The organism is Micromonospora sp. WMMD754, assembly GCF_049315235.1.
GTDB classification, from domain to species: Bacteria; Actinomycetota; Actinomycetes; order Mycobacteriales; family Micromonosporaceae; genus Micromonospora; species Micromonospora sediminicola.
In genome coordinates this window covers 195058-221580 of record NZ_CP186058.1, presented here as the reverse complement: position 1 = coordinate 221580, position 26523 = coordinate 195058, and the positions used below count along the sequence as shown (strand labels likewise).

Sequence of the window (26523 nt, the reverse complement as noted above, 5' to 3'; positions counted from 1 at the left end):
GCGCTCAGCGGGGAGCGGACCGCCGGGCGACCAGCGACCCGCTCTCCTCCAGCGCGCTCAGGTAGGACGCCGCCCACGCGTGGATGTCGTTGTGGGCCACGTGCTCCCGCATGGCGCGCATCCGGGCCGCGACATCCTCGGGGCCGGCCCGCAGCGCGGCGAGCAGCCCCTGCTTCAGGCCGTCCAGGTCGTGCGGGTTGACCAGGTACGCCTGCTCCAGTTCGGCGGCCGCGCCGGCGAACTCGCTGAGCAGCAGCGCGCCGGTGCCGTCGACCCGGGCCGCGACGTATTCCTTGGCGACCAGGTTCATCCCGTCGCGCAGCGGGGTCACCGCCATCACGTCGGCGACCCGGTAGAGCGCGACCAGCTCGGCCCGGTCGAACGGCTGGGTGAGGTAGTGGATCGCCGGCTCGCCGACCCGGCCGAACTCCCCGTTGATCCGGCCGACCTGGTGCTCCACCCGGTCGCGCAGGATCTGGTACTGCCCGACCCGGTCCCGGCTGGGCACCGCCACCTGCACCAGCACGGTGTCGCGCACCTTGACGTCGCCGCTGGCCAGCAGCTCGCGGTAGGCCTTCAACCGCTGCTCGATGCCCTTGGTGTAGTCCATCCGGTCGACGCTGAGGATCACCTTCTCCGGCTGGCCCAGGTCCTGCCGCAGCCGGCGGGCCCGGTCGGCGACCTCGGGCCGGGCGGCGAGCGCGGACATCTCGGCGGTGTCGATGGCGACCGGGAACGCGCCGATGCGCACCACCCGGTCGTCGACGGCGATCCGCCGGTCGGTCGCGGACAGGCTGAGCACCTTCGCGGCGAGCTGGGCGAAGTTGTGCGCGGCCTGGGCCCGCTGGAAGCCGATCAGGTCGGCGCCGAGCATGCCGCGCAGCAGCTCGGCCCGGCGGGGCAGCTGCATGAACAGCTCCGGCGGCGGGAACGGCACGTGCAGGAAGAAGCCGATCCGCAGGTCGGGGCGGAGGCCGCGGAGCAGGCCGGGCACCAGCTGGAGGTGGTAGTCCTGCACCCAGACCAGCCCGCCGGGCTCGGCCACCTCGGCGGCGGCCTCGGCGAACCGCTGGTTGACCCGCTGGTACGCCTCCCACCAGCGGCGGTGGTACTCCGGCTGCTCCACCGCGTCGTGGTAGAGCGGCCAGAGGGTGGCGTTGGCGAAGCCCTCGTAGTGGTCGCGGAAGTCCTCACCGGTGAGCGGGACGGTGTGCATCCGGACCCCGTCCACGTCGGGCAGGGCGGGCGCCGGACCGGTGCCGCCGGCCCAGCCCACCCAGGTGGCGGGGGTGTGCCGGAGCAGGGGGTGCAGGGCGCTCACCAGGCCGCCGGGGCTGCGGCGCCACTCGAAGGCGCCGTCGGGCGCCACACTGTCGTCGATGGGGAGGCGGTTGGCCACCACCACGAGGGGGCTCTGTCGCATCTCGGGCAATCCGCTCAGCAGGGGACCGGTGCCCGGAGGGGACGCAAGCCGGACAGCCGGTGCGGGAAGTGACGTTCAGCGGTATTCCTACTGACCGTAAGTTACACCCCTGTTACACGGCGAGCCGGGGCGCGCGGCGTCCCGCGATCCGGGCGGCCGCTGTCCGCGCCTCAGACCACCGCGCCGTTGTCCGGGTCGTCCTCGTCCCGGTCGCCCGGGCGCAGCCGCCACACGAGCATCACGAAGCCGGCCAGGATGCCGGTGAAGCCGAGCAGCGTCACCACCGACGGGTCGACCAGCGACACCACGGTGGGGGAGAGGAAGAGCAGGAAGCCGAGCACGACGCAGAGCACGCCCAGCACCGCGTACTTCGAGAAGCGCGGCAGCGGTGGCGGCGGGGGCGGGGTGTAGTGCTCCTCCTCGGCGTCGCCCGGCAGGTCGGCGCCGAACGTGTCCAGCCCGTCCAGCAGGGAGGGCTCGTCGGACCGGTCACGGCCGAGCGAGACGCCGGAGACGTCCGCCGCGTAGGGCAGCCGCCGCACGTCGGTGGCGGTCGGGCCGGCCGGCTCCTCGGCGCGGCCGGCGGTGGCGCCGGCCGGCGGGACCGGGTCGTCCACGTCCTCGGCGGCCGGCCAGGGGTGGCTGCCCGCGGTCGGCGTGGTGTGGAAACCGGCCACGATCTTGGCCCACTCGGCCTCGATGTCCGGCTCGTCCGGGCGCGGCGGGTCGTCGGACCCCTCGTCGGCGAGCTGGGTGAGGTAGTCCCGCGCGGTGGTCAGGTGGGACCGGTCGACGTAGAGCCGGTCGACCGGTCGGGCCGGCACGGTGGTGGTGCGGGTCACCGGGTTCAGGTCGGCCGAGGGCTGGAGGTATGCGGCGATGCCGCCGGCGGCGAGCACGTCGAGCAGGTGCTCACCCACACGCGGATCGACGTCGCCCGCGACCGCGTACTCGGCCGCGTCGAGCCCGTTGTCCCGCCGTCCCCGACGGGGCCCACCCCCTGACACCGGACACCCCCTTCGCCGTCGTGCTCTGAATCCTGACACGCCGGCACCCGGTTCCGGGAGTGCGTTGTGGCGTGCCGCTCGTGCTTCGTACCCTCTTCCCGCACGGTCCCGCGCGTCGCCACCCCACCCGGAAGGACCCCGGTGCTGTACTGGCTGCTGAAGTACATCATCCTCGGCCCAGTGTTGCGGCTGGTCTTCCGCCCGCAGGTCGAGGGTCTGGAGCACGTGCCGGCGACCGGCCCGGTGATCCTGGCCAGCAACCACCTCTCGTTCTCCGACTCCATCTTCACACCGCTGATCGTCAAGCGAAAAGTCACCTTCATCGCAAAAGCGGAATACTTCACCGGCCGGGGCCTCAAGGGCTGGCTGACCAAGATGTTCTTCGTCGGATCCGGCACCATCCCGGTCGACCGCACCGGCGGCCGGGCCGCCCGGGCGGCGCTCGACACCCAGCTCCAGGTGCTGCGCGCCGGGGGCATCGCCGGCATCTACCCCGAGGGCACCCGCTCCCCGGACGGCCGGCTCTACCGGGGCAAGACCGGCGTCGCCCGGCTCGCCCTGGAGAGCGGCGCGCCGGTGGTCCCGATGGCCATGCTCAACTCCGACGCCATCCAGCCCACCGGGCAGATCGTGCCCAACCTCGGTCGGGTCCGGATCCGCTTCGGGCCCCCGCTGGACTTCTCCCGCTACGCCGGCATGGTCGGCGACCGGTTCGTCGAGCGGGCCGTCACCGACGAGATCATGTACGAGCTGATGGAGCTCTCCGGCCGCGAGTACGTCGACACGTACGCCCAGAAGGCGAAGGCCGCGCCCCGGGAGCCGGTGCCGGCCTGAGGCGCCGCGGGCCGGGTCAGCAGGCCATCGCCGGACCGGCGTCCGGCACCGGACGCCGGGCCAGCGCCAACAGCCCGGGGGCCTCGTTGCGCTGGGCGAACGCGTGCACCTCGGCCAGCGGCCCGGCCGCCCCGGGGTCGCCGGCCAGCGTCAGCTCCCCCACGGCCAGCGCCAGGGCCAGCATCCGGTCGGTGACGTCCGGGATCCCGGCGTAGATCTCCGCGCCGGCCAGGTGCAGCTCGGCGGCCCGGCGATGGTCGCCGTCCGCCGCCGCCACGGCGCCGGTGACCGTCCGCAGCGCCGCCTCCGACCAGGGCGTCCGGTGTCCGAGCCGGTCCAGCATCGCGCGCACCCGCACCGCCGCGTCCCGCCCGGACAGGGCCGCCGCGTACGCCGCCGCGGCGATCCACTCGCCGCTGGCCAGGGCCGGCACGCTCGACCAGGAGCCGGCCAGCTCGTCGACCAGCTCCGCCGCCTCCTCGGCCCGGCCCTGCAGCGCCCGGCAGAGCGCCGCCATGCCGAGCATGGTCCAGTGCGGGCGGTGGAAGCCGCTGCGCCGGGCGGTGTCCAGCGCCGCGGACACGTCGTCGCGGTACGCCGACCCGGTCACCTCGGCCGCGCGGGGCGCGGGCGGCACCGGCTGGCCGCGCAGCACCCGCAGACAGGACCGCAGGCCGCGCACCTGCATGTCCCACCCGCCGGTGGGCGTGTCCACGAACGCGTCGGCGGCGGCGAGCAGCCGGGCGAAGTCCCCGTCGAAGTAGGCCCGCATAGCCTCGCCGGAATAGCTCGTGGTCAGCGTCTGCCCGCTGGCCGTCCGGGTCGGGCCGGCGGTCAGCAGCGCGTCGGAGCGCAGCCAGTCACCCTCCTCGCGGACCGCGTACGCGAGGTTCTGCACCGCCCGGTGCAGCGCCAGCAGCTGCTGCCCCCGGCTGAACTCGACGATGGCGCGCAGGTCGTCCAGCCCGGACCGGTCACCGGCCTGGTACCGGGCGGTGGCGGCGGTGACCCGGGCGTTGGTGCGCGTCTCGGTCAGGCCCAGCCGCTCGGCGATCTCCGCCGCGGTCTCGGCGGCGGACACCGCCGCGTCCCGCTCGTAGTTGAGCATGTGCAGCCGGCCCAGCTCGGCGTACGCGTCGGCCTTCTGCGAGCTGTCCGGCAGCGGCTCGAACAACCCCACCGCCCGGTCCAGGCAGGCCACCGCCGCCGTCCGGTCGGCGCGCAGCCAGGCGGCCTGGCCGAGCAGCGTCCACGCCCGGGCCGCGCAGGCGTCGTCGCCGTGCGCGAGCAGCCGGTCGGCCAGCGCCTGCAACTGCTCCGGCCCCCCGCCGGAGAGGAACGCGTTGCCGTCGCGGTAGAACGAGATCTCGGTGGCCAGCAGCTCCAGTTGCAGCCGGCCCACCGGGTCGCTGTCGTCGGCCAGGCCGAGCGCGCGCCCGGCGTGCGCGGCGGCGGCGTCCAGCCCGTGCAGGGCGTACGCCCGCCGGGCCGCCCGGTGCAGCGCGGCGCGGGCCGGGCCGGCGTAGCGGTGTGTCGGGAGGCCGAGCGTGCGGGCGATCTCGTGGGCCGCCCAGCGGTGGTGGGCGAGGACCTCGGCCAGGTCGGTGTCCCGGGTCTGCGACAGCGCGTCCAGCCAGTCCGCGGTCCGCTCGTGCCGGGCCACCCGCTCGGTGCGGGGCAGCCGCTGGTAGCAGACGTCGCGGACCAGCACGTGCCGGAACCGGAACTCGGCCTGCCCGGCCATCGTGGACGCCGACTGCTCGTGCACGAAGTCGCGCTGCTCCAGCCGGCGCAGCGCGCGTTCCACCGACTCCACCGGCTGCCCCAGCGCGGCGGCGACCGCGCCGGGCCAGAACTGCACGCCGACCACCGAGGCGGCCAGCAGCACCGCCCGGTCCTTGGCGTCGAGCAGGTCGACCCGGTTGGCGATGACCGAGTGCACGCTCTCCGGCATCGGCAGGTCGAGGTGCTTCTCCAGCGACCAGCCGCGCCCGGACTGGCGCAGCGCGCCCTGCTCGATCAGCATCCGGACGTACTCGTGGGCGTAGAGCGGGTTGCCGCCGGCCACCTCGACCAGCGGGGTGAGCATCTCGGCCGGGAACGCGGCCTGGCCGAACATGTGCGCGTAGAGCGACGCGATGCCGGTGTCCCGCAGCGGCGGCAGCGTGACGGTGACCGAGCCGGTGATCGTCCCGGCCCAGCTCGGGTCCCGGTCGACCAGCTCCGGGCGGGCGGTGCAGAGCAGCAGCAGGGGAACCTCGCGGGCGGCGGCGCCGAGCAGCTCGACGAAGCGCAGCATGGCGTCGTCGGCCCAGTGCAGGTCCTCGAAGACCAGCACGGTCGGGCGGCGGGCCGCGAGCGCCAGCAGGAACCGTCGCCACGCCGACTCCGCCTCCTCGGCGGGCAGCGTCGTGCCGGTCAGCCCGACCAGCGGGCGCAGCGCGTCCACCAGGCGGTTCCGCTCGCCGGGGCCGACCAGCTCGGCGACCGCGGCGGTGAGGCGCTGGGCCGCGGTGGAGGCGGGGTCGGTGTCGAGGATGCCGGCCTCGGTCTTGACGATGTCGGCCAGCGCGGCGAACGTGACGTTCTCGCCGAACGGCGGGCACCGCCCGGTGCGCCAGGTCAGCGGCTCGTCGACCAGCCGGCCGGCGTGCCGGTGCAGCTCCCGCACCAGCCGGCTCTTGCCCAACCCGGCCCGGCCGAACACGGTCACCACCTGCGGCAGCCGGTCGCGCAGCGAACGGTGCAGCGCGTTGACCAGCAGGCCCAGCTCGTGCTCGCGGTCGATCAGCGGGGTGGTGTCCGGCTCCCGGTCGGTGGGTTGCCGGCGGACCGGGGCGAGCGCCAGCCAGACCTCGGTGGGGGAGGAGCGGCCCCGCAGCGTGACCGGCGGCTGCTCGTCGTAGCGGATGGCGTCCTTGGTGAGCGCGTGGGTGACGCCGCAGACCAGCACGCCGCCGGGCGGGGAGACCGACTGCATCCGGGAGGCCGTGTTCACCACGTCGCCGGCGACGATCGCCTGCCCGCCGTCGCGGGCCGCGGCCACGTCCACCAGCGCCTCCCCGGTGGCCACCCCGACCCGGAAGCGCAGCTCGTCGTGGCCGGTGGGGGTGAACCGGGTCAGCACCCGTTGCAGCTCCAGCCCGGCCCGGACGCACCGCAGCGCGTCGGTCTCGGTGGCCACCGGCGCGCCGAAGAGCGCCATGACCGCGTCGCCGATGTACTTCTCCACCACGCCGCCGTACTGCCCGACCACCCGGCGGGCGGCGGAGAAGAAGCCGGTCTGCATGCCGCGCACCTGCTCCGGGTCGGCGCGCTCGACGTACGGGGTGAAGTCGATGAGGTCGACGAAGAGCACGCTGACCCGGCGCCGGTCCTCCTGCGGCGTGGGCACCGACTGCCGGGCGCCCGGGCGCGGCGAGCCGCAGGTGGTGCAGAAGGCCACGTCGGTCGCGAGCGGGCGCAGGCAGTGCGGGCAGACCGCGCCCAGCTCGGCGCCGCAGCCACCGCAGAACCGGTCGCCGTCGGCCGCGGTACGTCCACAACGGTCACACTGCGCGGAGATGACAGGCCTCCACTGGGTCGGTCGGCCGGTGTCGGCCGGGCGCCGCCCCCCGCGGCGTCACCGTGAGTATCCCGGGCGCCGCCAATGTCAGGTACCGGGCTGTTGGTTTGTGGACACTCGTCCGGGCGGTCGAGGGCGCGTGCGGCGACTACATTCATCCCCGCCGGACGAGGACGACGTGACCAAGGGGGATCTCATGGTGTTCGTGAAGCTGGAGAGCGACTGGACCGACGGCGACGGCGTCGCCCACTCGGCGGGCGAGTCCGTCGACGTGGACGCGGCCACCCTGGCCAGCCTGCAGGCCGAGGGCATCGTCAGCGAGGGCTCCGCCGGGGGCAAGGACAAGAACGAGTGGGCCGGCCCGGGCAGCACCACCGCCTGGGCGGGACCGGGCAGCGCCGGCGTCTGACCGACGCGTACGACGAGGGCCGGGGCGTGTCGCCCCGGCCCTCGTCGCGTATCCGTCAGCGGTCGTTCATCCCGGCGCGGCGGCGCAGCGCGGCCACGTCGGTGACCACGATCCGGCGCCCCTCGGTGCGCAGCCAGCCGCGGCTGGCGAACGAGCCGATGGCCTGGTTGACGCTCTGCCGCGAGCCGCCGGCCATCTCGGCGAGCTGGCTCTGGTTCAGCTCGATCGTGATCATCGGGGCCTGGCTCTCGCCGGCCAGCCGGACCAGCGTCTTGGCCACCCGGCCGGGCAGGTCGAGGAAGACGTGGTCGGCGTTCTGCTCGGTGAGCCGGCGGATCAGCTGGCCCAGCGAGCGCATCACCGCGTCGAGAATGCGCGGGTTGGAGTGGACCAGCTCCATGAAGGCGGGCCGGGACAGCGCCAGCGCGGCGCAGTCCTCGATGGCCTCGGCCGAGGCGGACCGGGTCGAGGCGTCCAGCAGGGAGACCTCGCCCAGCACGTCCGGGGGTCGGATCACCGACAGCACGGCCCGCTCGCCGGTGGGCGCGGTGCGGAACACCGCCACGGCGCCGCGGCGCAGCACGATCAGCGACTCGCCGGGGTCGTTCTCGACGAAGAGAAGTTGCCCCTTGCGGTAGGTGCGCGGGACGGCCGCGGCGATGACCCGCTGGCGCACCTCCGGCTCCAGCCCGGCGAACATCTCCACACCCGTGAGCGCGTCACCCGGCTCCGGCAGGCGAGACTCCACGGCCCAACCCCTCCCCGGTCAGAAGTCACCACTCGCACACCGGGTGAAGCTGTCAGTCCCGGTACGAGGCAGCTCAACCGGTTCGGCGCCCGACGGCGGTACACATCAGATCATGACGCCCCCGTCGCGTGCTGTACACCCCTGGAAACACTTCCGTGACCATGCCCGGTCTGCCGGCGGTACCGCGCCGACCTCGGCGGACGCCCCGGCGACGACCCCGCGACGGTGATGGGCGAGGATGGGGGCGATGGTCTACCGCTATTTCTACGACTGCGAATTCATCGAGGACGGCCGCACCGTCGACCTGGTGTCGATCGGCGTCGTCGACGAGTACGGCCGCGAGTTCTACGCGGTCTCCACCGAGTTCGACGACTCCCGGGCGGTGCCCTGGGTGCGGCGCAACGTGCTGGACAAGCTGCCGTCGCCGGCCGACCGGGCCTGGCGCTCGCGCGAGCGGATCCGGGACGACCTGCACGAGTTCCTGCTGGCGCCGGTGCGGGACCGCCCGGGCGAGCAGCTGGAGCTGTGGGCCTGGTACGCGGCGTACGACCACGTCGTGCTGGCCCAGCTCTGGGGCGCCATGCCGGCGCTGCCCCGGGAGATCCCGCGGTTCACCAAGGAGCTGCGCCAGCTCTGGGACGACCGGGGGCGGCCCCGGCTGCCCGACGCCGAGGCGGACCGGCACGACGCGCTCGTCGACGCCCGGCACAATCTGGCCCGCTGGCGGGCGATGACGACTCGGGAGGTTTGACCCGTTCCGCCCGGGGCACCGGAGCGGCATCACGCCGATCCGAGACAGGAGTGCCCCCATGAGCAACGAGCCGACCAACGCCGCCGAGGCCCGCGGCCGGGTCACCGAACTGATCCGGGACGCCCGGATCTGCCTGCTCACGACCAGCGCGGTGGACGGGCGCCTGGTCAGCCGCCCGATGGGGCTGCAGGAGGCGGAGTTCGACGGGGACCTCTGGTTCTTCGCCTACGCCGACTCGGCCAAGGTCCGCCAGATCCGGGTGAATCCGCAGGTCAACGTCGGCTTCTCGGACCAGCGGCACAACGCCTGGGTCTCGGTGGCCGGCACCGCCACCGAGGAGTGGGACCGGGCGCGCGCCGAGAAGCTGTGGAACCCGCTGCTCAAGGCGTGGTTCCCGGACGGCCTGGACACGCCGGGCATCACGCTGATCAAGGTGCACGCGGGCTCGGCGGAGTACTGGGACTCGCCGGGCAGCACGGTGGTCAACCTGCTCGGCTTCGCCAAGGCGGCGGTCACCGGCAAGCCGCCGAAGGCGGGGGAGAACCACGAGGTCAGCTACTGACCGGTAGCCGGTCCGGGGGTCGGGACGGGCCGGGGCGCGGTGTCGGCGCGCACCAGCGACGACTACAGTTCGCACTGACGGCCCGCCCCGGGCCGGCAACGGCGCCGATGGTCTGATCTGACACATATCCTGGGGCTTATCCGGGCTTCACCTGATGCTCCAGGAGGATGAGCAGATCATGCGTATCGGCGTGCTCACCGGCGGCGGCGACTGCCCAGGTCTCAACGCGGTCATTCGGGCGGTGGTCCGCAAGGGCGTCGCCACCTACGGTCACGAGTTCGTGGGCTTCCGGGACGGTTGGAAGGGCCCGCTGGAGGGCCTGACCAAGCCGCTGGGCATCGCGGAGGTGCGCGGCATCCTGCCGCGCGGCGGCACCATCCTCGGCTCCTCCCGGACCAACCCGTTCAAGATCGAGAACGGCGTGGAGCGGATCAAGGAGAACCTCGCCGCGCAGGGCGTGGACGCCCTGATCGCGATCGGCGGCGAGGACACCCTCGGCGTCGCCACCAAGCTCCACGAGCTGGGCGTCAACGTGGTCGGCGTGCCGAAGACGATCGACAACGACCTCGGCGCCACCGACTACACGTTCGGCTTCGACACCGCGGTCAACATCGCGATGGAGGCGATCGACCGCCTGCACACCACCGCGGAGAGCCACCACCGCACCCTGGTCGTCGAGGTGATGGGCCGGCACGCCGGCTGGATCGCCCTGCACGCCGGCCTCGCCGGCGGCGCCAACGTGATCCTGCTGCCGGAGCGGCAGTTCGACGTCGAGCAGGTCGCCGGCTACGTCGAGAAGCGCTTCCAGCACCAGTACGCCCCGATCGTCGTGGTCGCCGAGGGCGCCCAGCCGCTGGACGGCCAGATGGTGCTGCACAACCAGGAGCTCGACTCCTTCGGCCACGTCCGTCTCGGCGGCATCGGCCAGTGGCTGGCCGAGCAGCTGGAGGCCAAGACCGGCAAGGAGGCCCGCACCGTGGTGCTCGGGCACATCCAGCGCGGCGGCACCCCGACCGCGTTCGACCGGGTGCTCGCCACCCGGCTCGGCCTGCAGGCCATCGACGCGGTGCACGAGGGCGACTGGGGCAAGATGGTCGCGATGCAGAGCACGGACATCGTCCGGGTTCCGCTGGCCGAGGCCACCCGGGAGCTGAAGACCGTGCCGCTGGAGCGGTACGCCGAGGCCGAGGTCTTCTTCGGCAGCTGAGGTGTAAGGAGGGGCCCCCTGTCAACGCCTCGTGCAGAGCAGGGGCCCCCTCTTAACAGTTGTCGGAGCGGGACGAGGAGGCACGGTGGGCGGGCACACGGTCGCGGTGATCGGCGCGGGCAAGATCGGCGAGCTGATGCTCTCCGGGCTGCTCCGCTCCGGCTGGCCGGTCGAGCGGCTGCTCGCCACCGCCCGGCGCCCCGCCCGCGCGCAGGAGCTGACGGACCGCTACGGCGTGCGGGTGGTGGACAACCCGACCGCGGTCGAGGAGGCCGACGTGCTGGCCGTCTCGGTCAAGCCGCAGGACGCCGCCGCGCTGCTCGACGAGATCGGCCCGAAGGTCCCCGCCGGCAAGCTGGTGATCTCGCTCTGCGCCGGCCTGCCGACCGCGTTCTTCAACCGGCGGCTGCCCGAGGGCACCCCGGTGGTCCGGGTGATGACCAACACCCCGGCGCTGGTCGACGAGGCGATGAGCGCCATCTCGGCCGGCGCGCACGCCACCGGGGAGCATCTGGCGCTGGCCGAGGAGATGTTCTCCCCGCTCGGCGCCACCGTCCGGGTGCCCGAGTCCCAGCAGGACGCGGTGACCGCGCTCTCCGGCTCCGGCCCGGCCTACTTCTACCTGCTGGTCGAGGCGATGATCGACGCCGGCATCCTGCTCGGACTGCCCCGCCAGGTGGCGCACGAGCTGATCGTGCAGACCGCCATCGGCTCGGCGGTGATGCTGCGCGACTCCGGTGAGCATCCGGTCAAGCTGCGCGAGGCGGTCACCTCACCGGCCGGCACCACCATCTCCGCGATCCGCGAGCTGGAGAACCACGGCGTACGCGCGGCCATGCTGGCGGCGCTGGAGGCGGCCCGCGACCGCGCCCGCGAACTGGCCGCCCAGGCCGACTGAGGGGCAAGGCGGGAGCAACGCTCGAAACCTGTGGATGAGCGCGGCGGCGGGTGGTCAACGCACCCCGACTCGTCACACGAGCTGCACAGTTCGGTCTGGGCCGCACCATCCCAGTCCTAAGGTCGAGGACTCGGACAGCTGAGAGGGGAACAGACGGAATGAGCGACGACACTCCCATCACCGATGACCGCGACCCGGCCCGAGTCATCGAGGACGCCGTCGCACATGCCCTACGGCTGGCGGAGACCTGGCCGGCGTGGGACGGGCAGCCCCGCACCGCCGGGGACCGGGTCTACACCCCGCACAAGGCGATTCGTCGTCTCGCCGACCACCTTCTGGACCACCTCGCCGAACTCGAGGCGCGCCTGGCAGGGCAACCTCCCCTGCCCGACCACTGGCACGCCTCCGCCATCACCACCCCGGCCGACCTCGCCCCCTTCACCCTCGAGGATCTGGACGAAGCCCGCAGCCGACTGACCAGGTTGGCGCAGATCTGGTCACTGCGTCTCCGCGCGCTCGACGACGAGCGCCTCGACCGGGTCGAAGGAGACGCCTGGACGCTGCGCCAGGTCGCCTTCCACCTCGACAACACCTTCTACGCCGACGCCGTCGGCGACCTCACCACACAACGCGAAGGGTGAACGACACCCATCGCGGCAGCGACTCAATCAGGATCTTTCATCGGCAACTCTCGACAATCGCTCGAAGGTGGTCCGCCGCTCGACCTCCTCGGTGGAGGCCGGGGTCCGCTTGACCGCTCCGGGTCACCCGGCGTCGCTGGTCGTCGGTGCCCGAACCCGGCCGGGAGGTCTTCCTGTGCGGGCCGCCGTCGACGGTGGTCGGGCTGCGACGACGGCGGCTCCCACGCCATCGGGCCGGCGCGGCTGCCGGCCAGACGACGTCGACCTGTTGCCGCACCGGCTCGTCCACGAGGTGCCGGAGCGGGCCCGCCTGTCGGACGACGCCCCGGACAAGAACGACCGGATCGAGCCGCCTGGCAGGCTGACGTGCGGGAGGCCGGGTGCGACACCACCGCGAGGCGCGGATGACGGGCCGCCTTCGGGTCATGTCGTGCCCCATACTGGCCCGGTGTTCACTCTCGCCCAGGCGCGACACCTGGTCGCCACGCTGCGGCCGCGCGTCGACGAGCTGATCCGGCACCGGGCCGACCTCGCCGAGCTGCGGGTCGACCTGGCCGACCACGGCGCCAGCGCGCTCGGCGGGCTCGCGGAGGTGAAGGCCCTGGAGGCCCGGCTGCACGCGGTCGTGGAGGAGTTCCACCAGCACGGCATCGAGGTCAAGGGGATCGCCCCGGTGCTGCTCGACTTCCCCGGCGAGCGGGAGGGGCGGGCGGTGCTCTGGTGCTGGCTGGAGGGGGACACCGACGTCCGCTGGTACCACCGGGTCGAGTGCGGCTTCGCCGGCCGCCGCCCGGTCTGAGCCGGCGTGGCGACGGGTGCCGTGCGTCGGGCGGTGCCGGCGGACGCCGACGAGCTGGTCCGGCTGCGCGGGCTCATGCTCGCCGCGATGAGTGGCACGCCGACCGCGCGGGGCCGGTGGCAGGAGGTGGCGCGGGACAACCTGCGCGCCTGGCTGGTGGAGCCCGATCCGTGGCTGGCCGCCTTCGTGGTCGACGCGCCGGAGGGCACCTCGTTGGCGGCGTGCGCGGTGGGCACGGTCGAGCGGCGGCTGGGTGGCCCGGACGATCCGAGTGGCCTGGTCGGGTACGTCTTCAACGTCAGTACCGACCCGGCACACCGGCGGCGGGGCCACAGTCGCGCCTGCGTCGCCGGGCTGCTGGCCTGGTTCCGTGGTCGGGGCGTACGCCGGATCGATCTGCGGGCGACGGCCGCCGGCCGGCCGCTCTACCGCGCGCTGGGCTTCCGGGAGACAGCGGACCCGGCGATGCGGTTGACCCTTCCCACCGAGGTGGACTGAGCGTCGGGCCGGCGGGCGGTCCCGCCGGCCCGACCTCCGTGCGTCAGCTGTCCGCGTAGCGGCGGGCGGCGGAGAGGGCGGCGCGCAGCCGCTGCGCGTCGACCGGTCCCGGCCGCTCCCAGTCGCCGTCCGTGGCGTAGATGCCCGCGTACGCGCTGGTGTCGCGCTGGAACCGCCAGCCCTCGGCGAGCGGCCCGACGTCGACCGCGTCGTAGCCCAGTGAGTCGAGGAACGCCGTGACGGTGGCCTTGGCCCCGTCGTCGTCACCGGCGATCGGCAGGGCGGTCCGCTCCGCCGCGCCGGCCGGGCGGCCCAGCACCCGCAGGTGTGCGAAGTAGATGTTGTTGAAGGCCTTGACCACACGCGACCGCGGCAGGTGCCGCTGGAGCAGTTCGCTGGTGGTGGTCGACTCGTCGTCCAGCTCCGGGAAGCTCCCGTCGCGCTCCGGGTAGTAGTTGTTCGTGTCGATCACGATCTTTCCGGCGAGCGGTGCCGCCGGCACCTCGCGGTAGGCCCGCAGCGGGATCGTGACGACCACCAGGTCGCCGGCGGTCGCCGCCTCGTCCGGGGTGGCCGCGCCGGCCCGGGGGCCCAGCTCGGCCACCAGGTCCCGCAGCGTCTCCGGGCCCCGCGAGTTGCTGAGTACCACGTCGTGGCCGGCGTCCACCGCGAGTCGGGCCACCGTGCCGCCGATGTTGCCGCTGCCGATCAGTCCCACAGTCGTCATGTCCGATGCCAACCCCGGCGGGACGCGGCCGCATTCCCTGGCGAAATCCTTCAACTACCAACGCAAAGCCGGCAACGATTTGTATGGACAAGTCTCTATCTGCTGGGACTGCAAATCGGTGATCTTCCATGCATGGTGATCTCATTGATATCTATCTCTCACCACCACTTCCCACCCCCAGGAGTGCGACGTGCGGAGATCCCGTCTTGCCACCCTCGCCCTGTCCCTCGCCACGTCGATCGGGGTCGCGCTGACCCTGGCCGCCGCGCCCGCCCAGGCCGCCCCGTCCGACCGGTACGTCGCACTCGGCGACTCGTACGCCTCCGGCGTCGGCGCCGACAGCTACACCTCCGAGAGCGGCAACTGCCTGCGCAGCACGAACGCCTACCCGGCGCTCTACAACGCCAACATCCGGCCCGCCTCGTACCGCTCGGTCGCCTGCTCCGGCGCGACCACCGCGGACGTCATCAACAGCCAGCTCTCCGCGCTCTCCTCGACCACCACGCTGGTCAGCGTCACGATCGGCGGCAACGACGTCGGCTTCGCCTCGATCATGAGCACCTGTGTGCTCCAGGGCGAGACCCAGTGCGTGGCGGCCGTGGAGTCGGCCATGAACATCGCCCGCACGCAGATGCCCGGGCGACTCGCCAACGTCTACAACGGCATCCGGAACCGGGCGCCGTCGGCCCGGGTCGTGGTGGTCGGCTACCCGGTCTTCTACCAGCTCGGCACGACCTGCGTCGGGCTCAGCGCGACCTCGCGCGCGAAGATCAACGAGGGCATCAACCTGCTGGACGACATCACCCGGACTGCCGCCACCTCGGCCGGCTTCACGTTCGCCGACGTCCGGTCCATCTTCGTCGGGCACCAGCTGTGCAGCTACGGCACGAAGTGGCTGCACGCGTTGAACGTGCTGAACCTGACCGTCTCGTACCACCCGACGGCCGCGGGCCAGTCCGGCGGCTACTACCCGGTGTTCCGGTCCGCCGCCGGCTGACCGGCCCGTCGACCGCGAGCGGCATGCCTCCGGTGGGAGGCATGCCGCTTCACCGTGCTCCTCAGGCCGGCAGGACCTTGTCGATCGCCGCGCGCAGCTCGGGGTCCTCGGGCGTGACCTGCGGGCCGAACCGGGCGGCCACCGAGCCGTCCGGCGCGACGAGGAACTTCTCGAAGTTCCAGCGCACGTCGCCGCTGTGTCCCTCGGCGTCCGGGGTGGACACCAGCGCGGCGTAGAGCGGGTGCCGGTCCGGCCCGTTGACGTCGACCTTCTCCGTCAGCGGGAACGTCACGCCGTAGTTCACCTGGCAGAACTCCTCGATCTCCGCGGCGCTGCCCGGCTCCTGGCCGGCGAACTGGTTGCAGGGCACCCCGAGCACGGTCAGCCCCCGGTCGGCGTACCCGTCGGCGAGCGCCTGGAGGCCCGCGTACTGCGGGGTGAGGCCGCAGCGGGAGGCCACGTTGACCACCAGTAGGGCGCGACCGCGGTAGCGGTCGAGGTCGGCCGGGCCGCCGCTCAGGGCGTCGATCTGCACGTCGAAAACGGTCATGCGACGAGGCTACGGCCCGTCGCGTCGACCGTCCCGCGCCACCCGTGAAATAGACGCATCTACATCTTGACGAAGTGATGACGGCGTGAGTAGCGTCTCAGCAATCAATTTGGAAAGTTTCCTAACTATTGGGGAGACGCCGTATGAAGAGATCGCTCCGCCGGGCCCTGTGGGCCGGCGCCGTGGTCGCGCTCGCGGTCGCCGCGGTGCCCATGACCACCGCGTCGGCCGCCGGCAGCGTCACCGCCACGTTCACCAAGGTGCAGGACTGGGGGACCGGTCACGAGGCGCGGGTGACCGTCACCAACGGCACCGGCGCCAGCGTGAACGGCTGGCGCATCGAGTTCGACCTGCCCTCCGGGACCGCGATCAGCAGCTCCTGGGACGCCGACGTGACCCGCAGCGGCAACCACTACGTCGCGGTCAACAAGAGCTGGGCCGGGACGCTCGCCCCGGGCGCCAGCTTCAGCTGGGGCTACAACGGCAGCGGCGCCTACAAGGGGCCGCTGAACTGCACCGTCAACGGTGGATCCTGCGCCGGTGGCGGCACCCCGCCGACCACGACCCCGCCGACGACGACGCCGCCCACCACGACGCCGCCGACGACCACCCCGCCGACGACGACGCCGCCGACCACCACGCCGCCCACCACCACGCCGCCCACCGGCGGCAAGAAGGTGGTCGGCTACTTCGCCGAGTGGGGCGTCTACGGCCGCAACTACCACGTCAAGAACATCCACACCAGCGGCTCGGCCGCCAAGCTGACCCACATCCTGTACGCCTTCGGCAACACCACCGGCGGGCGGTGCAGCATCGGTGACAGCTACGCCGACTACGACAAGGCGTACACCGCGGCGGACAGCGTCGACGGCGTCGCCGACACCTGGGACCAGCCGCTGCGCGGCAGCTTCAACCAGCTGCGCAAGCTGAAGAAGATGTACCCGCACCTCAAGGTCATCTACTCGATCGGCGGCTGGACCTGGTCGGGCGGCTTCACCCAGGCCGCGCAGAACCCGGCCGCGTTCGCCGAGAGCTGCTACAACATGGTCGAGGACCCGCGCTGGGCGGACGTCTTCGACGGCATCGACATCGACTGGGAGTACCCGAACGCCTGCGGTCTCAGCTGTGACAGCAGCGGCCCGAACGCGTTCAAGAACGTGATCGCCGCACTGCGGAGCAAGTTCGGCTCCTCGGCCCTGGTCACCGCGGCGATCACCGCCGACGGCAGCAACGGGGGCAAGATCGACGCCACCGACTACGCCGGCGCCGCGGCGAACCTCAACTGGCTGATGCCGATGACGTACGACTACTTCGGCGCGTTCGCCGCCCAGGGGCCGACCGCCCCGCACTCCCCGCTCTACTCGTACAGCGGGATCCCGCAGCAGGGCTTCTGGTCGGACGCGGCGATCCAGAAGCTCAAGTCCAAGGGCGTGCCGGCCAACAAGCTGCTGCTCGGCGTCGGCTTCTACGGCCGGGGCTGGACCGGCGTGACCCAGACCGCACCCGGCGGCAGCGCCACCGGCGCGGCGCCCGGCACCTACGAGGCCGGCATCGAGGACTACAAGGTCCTCAAGAACACCTGCCCGGCCACGGCCACGGTCGGTGGCACGGCGTACGCCAAGTGCGGCAGCAACTGGTGGAGCTACGACACCCCGGCGACCATCGGCGGGAAGATGAGCTACGCCAACACCCAGGGCCTCGGTGGCGCGTTCTTCTGGGAACTCTCCGGAGACACGAGCAACGGTGAGTTGATCAGCGCCATCAAGGGCGGTCTCGGCTGAGCCGAGGGCCGACGCACCAACCCTCGGCTGAGCCGAGGGCCGACGCACCACCCACCCGGCGGGGAGGGGCCGCACCGGCCCCTCCCCGCCCGCGTGGTCAGCCCCGCACGGCCCGTTCCCGGTGCTCCCGGGGCGACGACCCGTAGGCGGCCCGGAACGCGCGGCTGAAGTGCGCCGGGTGCGCGAACCCGCACCGGGCGCCGATCTGCGCGACGCTCAGCCCTCGCAGCCTCGGGTCGGCCAGGTCCCGCGCCGCCCGCTCCAGCCGGCCGGTCCGGATCAGCTCGCCGACCGTCGTACCGGTGCCCTCGAAGAGCCGGTGCAGCGACCGCACCGACAGGTGGTGCGCCGCCGCGACGGCGGCCGGGGAGAGGTCCGGGTCGGTCAGGTGCCGCCGGACGAACGCCGTCACCCGGGCCCGGAGCCCGGTGACCCGGACGTCGACCGGCAGCTCCCGCTCGACGTCCAGCAGCCCCGCCAGGGTGCCGGCGATCAGGTCCAGGGCGACCCGGTCGAGGTGCGGGGCGTCGGCCGGCGCGTACTGCTCCGGGTGCGCCGCGATCCGCCGCAGGAACGCGGCGAGCAGCGCGCCCATCCCGGTGCGGGCCGGGATACCGGCGGCGAACAGCGCCGCCAGTCGGTGCGGGGCCAACGGCAACGCCCGGTGCGGCACCAGGGCCGTCAACGTCTCCACCGCTCCCGGCGTCGCGCCGTCCGGTCGCAGCCGGGAGCCGTGCGGCCGGACGGTGTCGACCAGGGCGAACGCGGACGGGTCCAGCGGCGTCTCGTGGCGCTGCTGGGTCATCACCCCACGCCCGGACAACGGCAGGGCGAGCTGGTACAGCTCCGGGTCGCCGCTGTCGATCAGGTGGGCCGGGCGGGTGAACTCCAACGACGGGTAACGCCAGACGCCGAGGCGGATCGTGCCGAGATCGACCACCCGGGCCGAGGCGGTGAAGTCGTCCGCGTGCGCGCTGCGGATGGTGGCCGTCGACGACTGCCGGGCGACGAGATCCTGCCAGAAGTCGAAGCGCTCGGCCGGGGGCAGCCGCGCGGTGTCGACGGATGTCACGGCGAGGATGGTCCGTCACCTCCGGGGGATGGCGCGGTCCGGTACCGTCCCGCGACCCGAGACTATCGACCCCCGGCGGCTGCCGGGGATCGAGGTGCGTGCCGGGCCGGGTGATCGGACGAGGGCGCGGGACGGCGTCGGCCGGGGCGCCGGTCGGTGTGTCAGACTCGGTGGCCGGGCAGCCATGATGCCCCGATGGGAGGAACCGATGGGTCAGCAGCACCGGAGGGCGGCGACCGCCACCGTCCTGCTCGCGCTCCTGCCGGTCGCCCTGACCGCCTGCGGCGACGACGGGGCCCCGGGGGGAGCCACTCCCGCGGCGCAGCAGGCGCCGGCGCAGGAGGCGGCGGCAAAGAGCCGGGAGCGGGTGCAGGCATACCTGGACGCGCTGGCCGCCCGCGACGCCGCCGCCGGCCGCAGCCAGCTCTGCGCGCCGATGCAGGCCGCGTTCGACGCCGGGGCCACCGGCCCGAACGGCGACTTCGCCGACCACTTCACGGTGCCGCAGGCGACCATCACCGACGTCCGGTCCGGGCCGCACGGCCAGGAGGTCAGCGCCACGGTCACGGTGGCCGCCGGGTCCCGCACCGCGACCCGCGCGCTGCTGTTCACGGTCACCCGCACCGGCGCCGACTGGTGCATCTCCGGCGAGACGCCGGGCGGCCGGACCGCCCAGCCGACCGTCTCGCCCTGACCCGGGCGCCGGTGTGGCGCTGATCTCCCAACCACCGGAACCGTCCCCCTCGGCGGTGGGCGGCCTCGACGGTCGCCGTACGCTTTCCTTCATGCGCCATGAGTGGCATCAGCTGAGTCACCCCGCCGTGGGCAGCCCCGGTCTGCAGACCAGCCGCCCGACCGCCGACTCCGCCGAGGACGCTGCCCTCGGCCTGGACCGATGGCGGGAGCTGCCACGCGCGCAGACCCCGCCCTGGGCCGACCAGGACCAGGTCGCCGAGGTCTGCACGGTGCTGGACACGGTGCCGTCGGTGGTCGCGCCCTACGAGGTCGACCAGCTGCGGCAGCGGCTGGCCCTGGTCTGCGAGGGCAAGGCGTTCCTGCTCCAGGGCGGCGACTGCGCGGAGACCTTCGCCGACAACACCGAGAGCCACCTGCTGGCCAACGCCCGCACCCTGCTCCAGATGGCGATCGTGCTCACCTACGGCGCGTCGCTGCCGGTGGTCAAGGTGGCCCGGGTCGCCGGGCAGTACACCAAGCCCCGGTCGCTGCCCACCGACGCGCGCGGGCTGCCGGCCTACCGCGGCGACATGATCAACTCGCTGGAGGCCACGCCGGAGGCGCGGGTCGCCGACCCGCAGCGCATGATCCGGGCGTACGCGAACTCGGCCGCCGCGATGAACATGCTCCGGGCGTACCTGGCCGGCGGGCTCGCCGACCTGCACGCGGTGCACGACTGGAACAAGGACTTCGTGCGGCAGTCGCCGGCCGGCGAGCGCTACGAGGCCATCGCCCGGGAGATCGACCGGGCGCTCGCCTTCATCCGCGCCTGCGGGATGACCGACGACGAGGCGCTGCGCACGGTCACGCTCTACTGTTCGCACGAGGCCCTGGCCCTGGAGTACGACCGGGCGCTCACCCGGATCTCCAACCGTAAGGCGTACGGCCTGTCCGGGCACTTCCTCTGGATCGGCGAGCGGACCCGCCAGATCGACGGCGCGCACATCGACTTCATCTCCCGGATCGCCAACCCGATCGGGGTCAAGCTCGGCCCGACCACGACGCCGGACGAGGCGATCGAGCTCTGCGAGAAGCTCAACCCGGACAACATCCCCGGTCGGCTCACGCTGATCAGCCGGATGGGCAACCACCGGGTGCGCGACGCGCTGCCCCCGATCGTCGCCAAGGTGACCGCCGCCGGGGCCAAGGTCGTCTGGCAGTGCGACCCGATGCACGGCAACACCCACGAGTCCTCCAACGGCTACAAGACCCGGCACTTCGACCGGATCGTCGACGAGGTGCTCGGCTACTTCGAGGTGCACCGCGGCCTGGACACCCACCCGGGCGGCCTGCACGTCGAGCTGACCGGCGAGGACGTCACCGAGTGCCTCGGCGGCGCCCAGGGCATCGAGGACCTCGACCTGCCCGACCGGTACGAGACCGCCTGCGACCCGCGACTGAACACCCAGCAGTCGCTGGAGCTGGCCTTCCTGGTTGCGGAGATGCTCCGTGGCTGACGCGAGGAGTGAGCTTGCGAGCCCCGCAGTCGGCAGCCGAAGGAGGCACCGTGGCTGACGCGAGGAGTGAGCTTGCGAGCCCCGCAGTCGGCAGCCGAAGGAGGCACCGTGGCTGACGCGAGGAGTGAGCTTGCGAGCCCCGCAGTCGGCAGCCGAAAGGAGGCACCGTGGATAGTGTGATCGATCTTCGGTCGGACACCGTGACCCGGCCGACGCCGGGGATGCGGGAGGCGATGGCCACCGCCGAGGTGGGTGACGACGTCTACGGGGAGGACCCCACCGTCGCCGCCCTCGAGGCCGAGGTGGCCGCCCGGTTCGGGCACGAGGCCGCGCTGTTCGCCCCGTCCGGCTCGATGGCCAACCAGATCGCCCTTCAGCTCCACGTCCCGCCCGGCGACGAGCTGCTCTGCGACGCCGACGCGCACGTGGTCACGTACGAGATCGGGGCCGCGGCCGCGTATGCCGGAATCTCGTCGCGGACCTGGCCGGCGGTCGGCGCGGAGATCGACCCGGACGTGGTCGCCGGGATGGTCCGGCCGGACGGCTACTTCGCGGTGCCCACCCGGGCGATCGCGGTGGAGCAGACGCACAACCGGGGTGGCGGCGGGGTGATCCCGCTGTCGACGCTGCGCCGGCTGCGGGAGGTCGCCGACGCGCACGGGCTCGCCCTGCACTGCGACGGCGCCCGGATCTGGCACGCGCACGTCGCCGACGGGGTGCCGCTGGCGGAGTACGGCGCGCTGTTCGACACCCTCTCGGTCTGCCTGTCCAAGGGCCTCGGCGCGCCGGTCGGCTCGCTGGTCGTGGGCAGCGCGGAGAAGATCGCCCGGGCCCGGTTCCTGCGCAAGCGGATGGGCGGCGGCATGCGGCAGGTCGGCATCCTCGCCGCTGCGGGCCGCTACGCGTTGGCGCACCACGTCGAGCGGCTCGCCGACGACCACGCCAAGGCCGCCCGGCTGGCCGAGGCGGTCGCGCCGCACGGTGTGCTCGCGACCGTGGTACGCACCAACATCGTGCCGCTCGACCTGACCAAGCACCCGCTCGACGCGCCCGCCCTGGCGGCGGCCGCGCGGGCGGAGGGCCTGCTGATCTCGGTGCTCGGCCCGCGTACGGCCCGACTGGTCACCCACCTGGACGTCACCGACGCGCAGGTGGACCGCGCCGCCGAGACCCTCGCCACCATCCTCCGCGCCTGACCCCGCGCTGCCTCCGATGATCAAGGAGTTCGCGTCGGCGCCGGCGCGAACTCCTTGATCACGAAGCTGGTCGGCCCCGCCCGGCCGGTCAGGGGTGGAGGCGCTTGAGGGCGGCGATGTCGGCGGCGTGGCCGACGTGCTTCTCCGTCGGCGTCTCCACCAGCACCGGTACGCCCGCGGTCGCCGGGTGGCGCATCAGCTCGGCGAACGCCGGCTCGCCGATGCTGCCCTTGCCGATGTTCTCGTGCCGGTCCCGGGTGGAGCCGCACAGGTCCTTCGAGTCGTTGGCGTGCACCAGCCGCAGCCGGTCCGCGCCGACGGTGGCGACCAGCGTGTCCAGCGTGGCGGTCATGCCGCCCTCGGCGGCCAGGTCGTGCCCGGCCGCCCACGCGTGACAGGTGTCGAAGCAGACGCCCAGCATGGGGTGCCGGTCCACCGCGTCGAGGTAGGGGCCCAGGTGCTCGACCCGCGAGGCCAGTGACCGGCCGCCCCCGGCGCTCGGCTCGACCAGCAGCATCGGCCCGCCGACCGCCGCCGCCTCGTCCAGCAGCGGGAGCAGCGACTCCCGGACCTGCCGCAGGGCCGCCTCCGCGTGCCCGGCGTCGACCGCGCTGCCGGCGTGGAACACCACACCCTCGGCGCCGATCGCGCGGCCCCGCCGCAGCGCGTGCGCCAGCGTCTCCGCCGACCGGGTGACCGTGGCCGGGGTGGGGGAGCCGAGGTTGACCAGCAGCGAGGCGTGGATGAACACGGGCAGCCCGCGTTCGCCGCAGCCGTCCCGGAACAGCGCGTCCTGCGCCGGGTCGCCCGCCGGCAGCGCCCAGCCGCGCGAGTTGGAGACGTAGACCTGCACCACCTCGGAGGCGGCCGCCTCGGCGTACGGCAGTGCCGCCCGGGCCAGGCCGCCGGAGGTGGGCGTGTGCGACCCGACCCGCCGGCGCTCGCTCCTCGCGTTCATATCTGCGCTCACAGGCAGGTCACCGTGACCGTCGTGCCCGGCGGCACCGGCGTGTTCTCGGCCGGGTTCTGCAACCGGGCCACGCCGTTCGGGTTGAGCTGGATGTTGACCGGGAAGCCCTGGCTCTCCAGCGTCTGCTTGGCCTGCTGGCAGGGCATGTCGATCACCCGCGGGACGGCGACCTGCGCCGGGCCCTTGCTGATCTCCAGCTTGACCTTGGCGCCCTTCTCCACGCCGGTGCCGTCGGCCGGGCTCTGACCGAGGATCTCGTCCTTCGGCTTGTCGGAGTCCTTGTAGTTCTCCTCCGGGGTCAGCCCGAGCTGCCCGAGGATCGTCCGCGCCTCGTTGACGTTCTTGCCGACCAGGTTCGGCACGCTCACCGGGGCGCGGCCCTTGCTGAGGATCAGCGTCACCTTCGACCCGGGCTTGACCACCGTGCCGACCTTCGGGTCGGTGGCCAGCACCACGCCGGCCGGCAGCACGTCGTCGTAGCGGGAGGGGCCCTTGGCCGGCACCAGCTTGAGGCCGGTCAGCTCGGCCTGGGCCAGCTCGAAGTCCTTTCCCACCACGTCCGGCACCGGCAGCCGCTCCGGGCCGAGCGACAGGGTCAGCGTGATCGTGCCGCCCTTGACGATCCGGGCGGCCGACGCCGGCGCCTGCCCGAGCACGGTGTCCTTCGGCACCTTCTCGTCGTGGCGGGGGTCGGCGTAGCGCAGCGTGAAACCACCGCGCTGGGCCTGCGCCTCCGCCTCGGCCTTGGTCAGGCTCACCATCTGCGGCGCGACCGTGTAACGGCCGACCCCGAACCACCAGCCGCCGATCGCCGCCACCAGGCCGAGCACCACGACCGCCGCGGCGACGGCGAGGCGGCCGCGCGGCGAGCCCATGACCCGGGTACGCAGGGCGGACAGCCGTGCGCCCAGCCCCTCCGGCTCGTCGGCCCGACGCCGGTGCGGGCGCTGCCCGCCGCTCTCGGGCAGCCGGGCCCACGGGGGACGCTCGGCGGGCCGGACCGCGGCCACCACCTGGGTCGGCTGGCTCAGCACCGCCGTGTCGTCGCTCACCCGGCGCAGCACCGCGGTGTGCGCGTGCGGGTTGCCCAGTTCGTCGCGAGCCGCCTGCACCTCGGTCAGCAGCGCGCCGGCGTCGGCCGGGCGGGCGGCCGGGTCGCGGCGGGTGGCCCGGGCGACCAGCGCGTCCAGGACCGGCGGCAGCGCCGGGACCAGGGTCGACGGGGCCGGCACGTCGCGGTCGACGTGCTGCCAGGCGACCTCGACCGGCCGGTCGCCGTCGTAGGGAACCCGGCCGGTGAGCATCTCGAACAGCACGATGCCGGCGGAGTAGACGTCGGTGCGCGGGTCCGCGTGCCCCTGGGTGACCAGCTCCGGCGCCACGTAGGCGACGGTCGCCATGAGCTGGTTGCCGTTCTCCTCCTCGGCGCTCGCCTCGACGGCCCGGGCCAGCCCGAAGTCGGCCACCTTGACCACGCCGTCGACCAGGTTGCCGCTGCCGCCGGTGGGCGCCTCGGCGACCAGCACGTTCTCCGGCTTGACGTCGCGGTGCACGAGACCGGCGCGGTGCGCGGCGGCGATCGCGGCGAGCATCTGCTCCGCGATCGCGAGCGCCTCGTCGGGGGCGAGCCGGCGCCGCTCGGCGAGCACGTCGCGCAGGGTCCGGCCGCGGACGTACTCCATCACCAGGTAGGGCAAACCGGCGTGGATCCCCTGGTCGTAGACCGCGACGACGTTGGGGTGGGTGAGCCGGGCGATGGTCTTGGCCTCGTCGGTGAAGCGCTCGACGAAGCCGGCCATCCGGGCCCGCGCCTGCGGCGCCTGGGTCGGGTGAATGATCTTGACCGCCACGGTGCGCTCCAGGCGCTCGTCGGTGGCGGTGTACACGGTCGCCATGCCGCCACGAGCCACGCGACCGCGAATGCGGTAGCGCCCGTCGATCAGCGAGCCCAGCAACGTGTCGGCGACCTGTGTGTCCATCGGCAGGCAGTCTATGTGTCGGGACGGTGAAGGTTGAACAGGATGCTACCGCCGGGTTCGGACGAGGGGGGACCGCCGCGCTGCCGCCACCGGGTCCGGGGTGCCGTGCAGCCGGTGGGGCGGGCACGTGGCAGGGTGGTCGGGTGACCGATTCCGTACCCACCGAGACGGGCGCCGACCTGCCCGGACCGACCGACCCGGCCGGCTGGCTGACGCTGCCGGACGTGGCCGAGCGCCTCGACCTGTCGATCAGCAAGGTGCACCAGATGATCCGGGACCGCGAGCTGCTCGCGATCCGCCGCGACGGTGTCCGCCGGATCCCCGCCGACCTGGTGGCCAACCGCACCGTGCTCAAGCACCTGCCCGGCGTGCTCAACCTGCTCGCCGACGCCGGCTACGACGACGAGGAGGCGTTGCGCTGGCTCTACCGGGAGGACCCGTCCCTGCCCGGCACGCCGGCCGTCGCGCTCGGCGGCGACCTGGCCCGCGAGGTCAAGCGCCGCGCCCAGGCCGTCGCCTTCTGACCCGACCCCGCCCCCGCCCGTCGATCATGAGGTTGACGGCACGATCGGAGATCAACTCCGCCGTCAACTTCATGATCGACGGGGCGCGGGCGGGGTGGGGTGGGGTCAGTCGGTGCGGCGGGTGGCGGCCATGGCCAGGTCGACCAGGGCCTGGCGGGCCTCGGTGTCGAGGTCGACGGTGGTGAGCGCGGCCAGGGCGCCCTCGGTCAGGCCGGCGATCCGGCGCTCGGTGCGCGCCAACGCACCGCTCGACGTGATCAGCTCGCGCAGCCGGTCCACCCCGGCGGCGTCCAGATCCGGCGCGCCCAGACCGCCGAGGAGCAGCTCCCGGCCGGTCGGGTCGAGCGTCTCCAGCGCCGCCGCCACCAGGTAGGTGCGCTTGCCCTCGCGCAGGTCGTCGCCGGCCGGCTTGCCGGTGCGCTCCGGGTCGCCGAAGACACCCAGCACGTCGTCGCGGAGCTGGAACGCCTCGCCCAGCGGCAGCCCGTACGCCGAGTAGGCCGCGTGCACCTCGGCCGGCGCGCCGGCCAGCGCGGCGCCCAGCAGCAGCGGACGCTCGACCGTGTACTTCGCCGACTTGTACCGGGCCACCTTGCCGGCCCGTTCCAGCGACGTGTCGCCGGTGGCCTGGGTCAGCACGTCCAGGTACTGCCCGACGGTCACCTCGGTGCGCATCTCGTCGAAGACCGGCCGGGCCCGCGCCACCGTCGTCGGCGCCAGGCCGGCCGAGTGCAGCAGCTCGTCGGACCAGACCAGGCAGAGGTCGCCCAGCAGGATCGCCGCGGCGTCGCCGAACGAGTCGGCGTCGCCGCCCCAGCCCGCCGCCCGGTGGCGCGCGGCGAACCGCCGGTGCACCGCCGGCTCACCCCGGCGGGTGTCGGAACGGTCCATCAGATCATCGTGGATCAGGGCGCTGGCCTGCACGAACTCCAGCGCGGCCAGGGCGGCCACGACCTGGTCGGAGTCGACCCCGCCGGCGCCCCGATAGCCCCAGTAGCCGAAGGCCGGGCGCAGTCGCTTCCCGCCGCCCAGCACGAACGCCTCGATCGCCTCGGCGACCGGCAGCAGGCCGTCGTCGACGGCGGTCAGCCAGCCACGCTGGCCGGAGAGGAACTCGGTGAGCGCCTTGTCGATCCGCTGGCGCAGGCCGGCGCGGTCGACCGGGGAGACGGGAGCAGCGTGGGTCACGCCCC

At 73.4% G+C, this 26523-nt stretch carries 25 protein-coding genes; 15 read left to right on the top strand and 10 right to left on the bottom strand.

The genetic code is table 11. From position 1 onward, the window contains the following. Positions 1-4: 4 nt before the first annotated feature. Positions 5-1423 (bottom strand): alpha,alpha-trehalose-phosphate synthase (UDP-forming), encoded by a 1419-nt coding sequence (locus ACN27B_RS01005; protein ID WP_091573228.1) that lies wholly within the window; start codon positions 1421-1423, stop codon positions 5-7. 170 nt (positions 1424-1593) lie between these two features. Next, positions 1594-2430: a DUF308 domain-containing protein gene (locus ACN27B_RS01000; RefSeq protein WP_355522542.1), complete on the bottom strand. Its 837-nt coding sequence runs from the start codon at positions 2428-2430 to the stop codon at positions 1594-1596. Positions 2431-2571: 141 nt separating this feature from the next. Between ACN27B_RS01000 and ACN27B_RS00995 the strand changes: the two genes are divergently transcribed. Then, positions 2572-3264 (top strand): lysophospholipid acyltransferase family protein, encoded by a 693-nt coding sequence (locus ACN27B_RS00995; protein ID WP_099164250.1) that lies wholly within the window; start codon positions 2572-2574, stop codon positions 3262-3264. Positions 3265-3280: 16 nt separating this feature from the next. Here the strand turns inward: ACN27B_RS00995 and ACN27B_RS00990 are convergent, their stop codons facing one another. Beyond that, positions 3281-6829: an ATP-binding protein gene (locus tag ACN27B_RS00990; RefSeq protein ID WP_157779204.1), complete on the bottom strand. Its 3549-nt coding sequence runs from the start codon at positions 6827-6829 to the stop codon at positions 3281-3283. A gap of 178 nt (positions 6830-7007) precedes the next feature. Between ACN27B_RS00990 and ACN27B_RS00985 the strand changes: the two genes are divergently transcribed. Beyond that, positions 7008-7238 carry a hypothetical protein gene (locus ACN27B_RS00985; RefSeq protein ID WP_245666182.1) on the top strand — a complete coding sequence of 77 codons (231 nt, stop codon included), beginning with the start codon at positions 7008-7010 and terminating at the stop codon, positions 7236-7238. 55 nt (positions 7239-7293) lie between these two features. Here ACN27B_RS00985 and ACN27B_RS00980 read toward each other — a convergent pair whose 3' ends face one another. Further along, positions 7294-7986 carry a Crp/Fnr family transcriptional regulator gene (locus tag ACN27B_RS00980; RefSeq protein ID WP_013287664.1) on the bottom strand — a complete coding sequence of 231 codons (693 nt, stop codon included), beginning with the start codon at positions 7984-7986 and terminating at the stop codon, positions 7294-7296. Between the two features lie 247 nt (positions 7987-8233). Between ACN27B_RS00980 and ACN27B_RS00975 the strand changes: the two genes are divergently transcribed. The 7 genes from ACN27B_RS00975 to ACN27B_RS00945 all read left to right on the top strand — a co-directional run bounded on the left by ACN27B_RS00975 (position 8234) and on the right by ACN27B_RS00945 (position 13342). After that, the gene (locus tag ACN27B_RS00975) at positions 8234-8737 is read left to right on the top strand and encodes a polyadenylate-specific 3'-exoribonuclease AS (protein WP_099164251.1); all 504 of its coding nucleotides are present in this window, start codon (positions 8234-8236) and stop codon (positions 8735-8737) included. Between the two features lie 58 nt (positions 8738-8795). After that, positions 8796-9299 (top strand): pyridoxamine 5'-phosphate oxidase family protein, encoded by a 504-nt coding sequence (locus ACN27B_RS00970; protein ID WP_099164252.1) that lies wholly within the window; start codon positions 8796-8798, stop codon positions 9297-9299. A gap of 178 nt (positions 9300-9477) precedes the next feature. Next, complete coding sequence (locus ACN27B_RS00965; RefSeq protein WP_091577173.1) at positions 9478-10506, top strand: 6-phosphofructokinase; 1029 nt, start codon at positions 9478-9480, stop codon at positions 10504-10506. A gap of 85 nt (positions 10507-10591) precedes the next feature. Further along, positions 10592-11404, top strand: a complete 813-nt coding sequence (gene proC, locus ACN27B_RS00960) for a pyrroline-5-carboxylate reductase (protein WP_091573234.1) — start codon at positions 10592-10594, stop codon at positions 11402-11404. 158 nt (positions 11405-11562) lie between these two features. Further along, positions 11563-12045 (top strand): hypothetical protein, encoded by a 483-nt coding sequence (locus tag ACN27B_RS00955; protein WP_099164253.1) that lies wholly within the window; start codon positions 11563-11565, stop codon positions 12043-12045. 448 nt (positions 12046-12493) lie between these two features. Next, positions 12494-12844: a DUF2203 domain-containing protein gene (locus ACN27B_RS00950; RefSeq protein WP_099164254.1), complete on the top strand. Its 351-nt coding sequence runs from the start codon at positions 12494-12496 to the stop codon at positions 12842-12844. A gap of 6 nt (positions 12845-12850) precedes the next feature. After that, the gene (locus ACN27B_RS00945; RefSeq protein WP_253866257.1) at positions 12851-13342 is read left to right on the top strand and encodes a GNAT family N-acetyltransferase; all 492 of its coding nucleotides are present in this window, start codon (positions 12851-12853) and stop codon (positions 13340-13342) included. A gap of 43 nt (positions 13343-13385) precedes the next feature. Here the strand turns inward: ACN27B_RS00945 and ACN27B_RS00940 are convergent, their stop codons facing one another. Beyond that, on the bottom strand, positions 13386-14069 hold the full coding sequence (locus ACN27B_RS00940; RefSeq protein ID WP_099164255.1) for an NADPH-dependent F420 reductase: 684 nt from the start codon (positions 14067-14069) through the stop codon (positions 13386-13388). 190 nt (positions 14070-14259) lie between these two features. Between ACN27B_RS00940 and ACN27B_RS00935 the strand changes: the two genes are divergently transcribed. Further along, positions 14260-15066: an SGNH/GDSL hydrolase family protein gene (locus ACN27B_RS00935; protein ID WP_099164256.1), complete on the top strand. Its 807-nt coding sequence runs from the start codon at positions 14260-14262 to the stop codon at positions 15064-15066. Positions 15067-15127: 61 nt separating this feature from the next. Here the strand turns inward: ACN27B_RS00935 and ACN27B_RS00930 are convergent, their stop codons facing one another. Further along, the gene (locus ACN27B_RS00930) at positions 15128-15616 is read right to left on the bottom strand and encodes a glutathione peroxidase (protein WP_099164257.1); all 489 of its coding nucleotides are present in this window, start codon (positions 15614-15616) and stop codon (positions 15128-15130) included. A 143-nt stretch (positions 15617-15759) separates the two neighbouring features. On the opposite strand from ACN27B_RS00930, the gene ACN27B_RS00925 reads away from it, so the two are divergent. Next, the gene (locus tag ACN27B_RS00925) at positions 15760-17397 is read left to right on the top strand and encodes a glycosyl hydrolase family 18 protein (protein ID WP_099164258.1); all 1638 of its coding nucleotides are present in this window, start codon (positions 15760-15762) and stop codon (positions 17395-17397) included. Between the two features lie 97 nt (positions 17398-17494). Here the strand turns inward: ACN27B_RS00925 and ACN27B_RS00920 are convergent, their stop codons facing one another. Beyond that, positions 17495-18469, bottom strand: coding sequence for an AraC family transcriptional regulator (locus tag ACN27B_RS00920; RefSeq protein WP_099164259.1), 975 nt, complete (start codon positions 18467-18469; stop codon positions 17495-17497). 208 nt (positions 18470-18677) lie between these two features. Here ACN27B_RS00920 and ACN27B_RS00915 point away from each other — a divergent pair, with 208 nt between their 5' ends. The 3 genes from ACN27B_RS00915 to ACN27B_RS00905 all read left to right on the top strand — a co-directional run bounded on the left by ACN27B_RS00915 (position 18678) and on the right by ACN27B_RS00905 (position 21857). Continuing rightward, a complete protein-coding gene (locus ACN27B_RS00915) occupies positions 18678-19163 on the top strand; it encodes a hypothetical protein (protein ID WP_091573242.1) in 486 nt (161 codons plus the stop codon). Between the two features lie 91 nt (positions 19164-19254). Then, positions 19255-20661 (top strand): class II 3-deoxy-7-phosphoheptulonate synthase, encoded by a 1407-nt coding sequence (locus ACN27B_RS00910; RefSeq protein WP_091573243.1) that lies wholly within the window; start codon positions 19255-19257, stop codon positions 20659-20661. Positions 20662-20837: 176 nt separating this feature from the next. Further along, positions 20838-21857 (top strand): threonine aldolase family protein, encoded by a 1020-nt coding sequence (locus tag ACN27B_RS00905; protein ID WP_099164260.1) that lies wholly within the window; start codon positions 20838-20840, stop codon positions 21855-21857. 88 nt (positions 21858-21945) lie between these two features. On the opposite strand, the gene ACN27B_RS00900 is transcribed toward ACN27B_RS00905, so the two are convergent. Next, entirely contained in the window at positions 21946-22815 is an 870-nt protein-coding gene (locus ACN27B_RS00900) for a deoxyribonuclease IV (RefSeq protein WP_422743048.1), read from the bottom strand. 8 nt (positions 22816-22823) lie between these two features. Then, positions 22824-24806, bottom strand: coding sequence for a Stk1 family PASTA domain-containing Ser/Thr kinase (gene pknB, locus ACN27B_RS00895; RefSeq protein WP_396824229.1), 1983 nt, complete (start codon positions 24804-24806; stop codon positions 22824-22826). A gap of 143 nt (positions 24807-24949) precedes the next feature. Between pknB and ACN27B_RS00890 the strand changes: the two genes are divergently transcribed. Beyond that, positions 24950-25330: an Rv2175c family DNA-binding protein gene (locus ACN27B_RS00890; protein ID WP_091573246.1), complete on the top strand. Its 381-nt coding sequence runs from the start codon at positions 24950-24952 to the stop codon at positions 25328-25330. Between the two features lie 105 nt (positions 25331-25435). Here ACN27B_RS00890 and ACN27B_RS00885 read toward each other — a convergent pair whose 3' ends face one another. Next, on the bottom strand, positions 25436-26518 hold the full coding sequence (locus tag ACN27B_RS00885; RefSeq protein WP_099164263.1) for a polyprenyl synthetase family protein: 1083 nt from the start codon (positions 26516-26518) through the stop codon (positions 25436-25438). Positions 26519-26523 lie beyond the last annotated feature (5 nt).

What these genes read in the sequence shown, in the direction of transcription:
- pknB (WP_396824229.1), bottom strand. Translation starts at nt 24,806, where the DNA reads ATGGACACACAGGTCGCCGACACGTTGCTGGGCTCGCTGATCGACGGG.
- ACN27B_RS00900 (WP_422743048.1), bottom strand. Translation starts at nt 22,815, where the DNA reads ATGAACGCGAGGAGCGAGCGCCGGCGGGTCGGGTCGCACACGCCCACC.
- ACN27B_RS00915 (WP_091573242.1), top strand. Translation starts at nt 18,678, where the DNA reads ATGGGTCAGCAGCACCGGAGGGCGGCGACCGCCACCGTCCTGCTCGCG.
- ACN27B_RS00975 (WP_099164251.1), top strand. Translation starts at nt 8,234, where the DNA reads ATGGTCTACCGCTATTTCTACGACTGCGAATTCATCGAGGACGGCCGC.
- ACN27B_RS00910 (WP_091573243.1), top strand. Translation starts at nt 19,255, where the DNA reads ATGCGCCATGAGTGGCATCAGCTGAGTCACCCCGCCGTGGGCAGCCCC.
- ACN27B_RS00925 (WP_099164258.1), top strand. Translation starts at nt 15,760, where the DNA reads ATGAAGAGATCGCTCCGCCGGGCCCTGTGGGCCGGCGCCGTGGTCGCG.
- ACN27B_RS00940 (WP_099164255.1), bottom strand. Translation starts at nt 14,069, where the DNA reads ATGACGACTGTGGGACTGATCGGCAGCGGCAACATCGGCGGCACGGTG.
- ACN27B_RS00930 (WP_099164257.1), bottom strand. Translation starts at nt 15,616, where the DNA reads ATGACCGTTTTCGACGTGCAGATCGACGCCCTGAGCGGCGGCCCGGCC.
- ACN27B_RS00955 (WP_099164253.1), top strand. Translation starts at nt 11,563, where the DNA reads ATGAGCGACGACACTCCCATCACCGATGACCGCGACCCGGCCCGAGTC.
- ACN27B_RS00965 (WP_091577173.1), top strand. Translation starts at nt 9,478, where the DNA reads ATGCGTATCGGCGTGCTCACCGGCGGCGGCGACTGCCCAGGTCTCAAC.
- ACN27B_RS01005 (WP_091573228.1), bottom strand. Translation starts at nt 1,423, where the DNA reads ATGCGACAGAGCCCCCTCGTGGTGGTGGCCAACCGCCTCCCCATCGAC.
- ACN27B_RS00970 (WP_099164252.1), top strand. Translation starts at nt 8,796, where the DNA reads ATGAGCAACGAGCCGACCAACGCCGCCGAGGCCCGCGGCCGGGTCACC.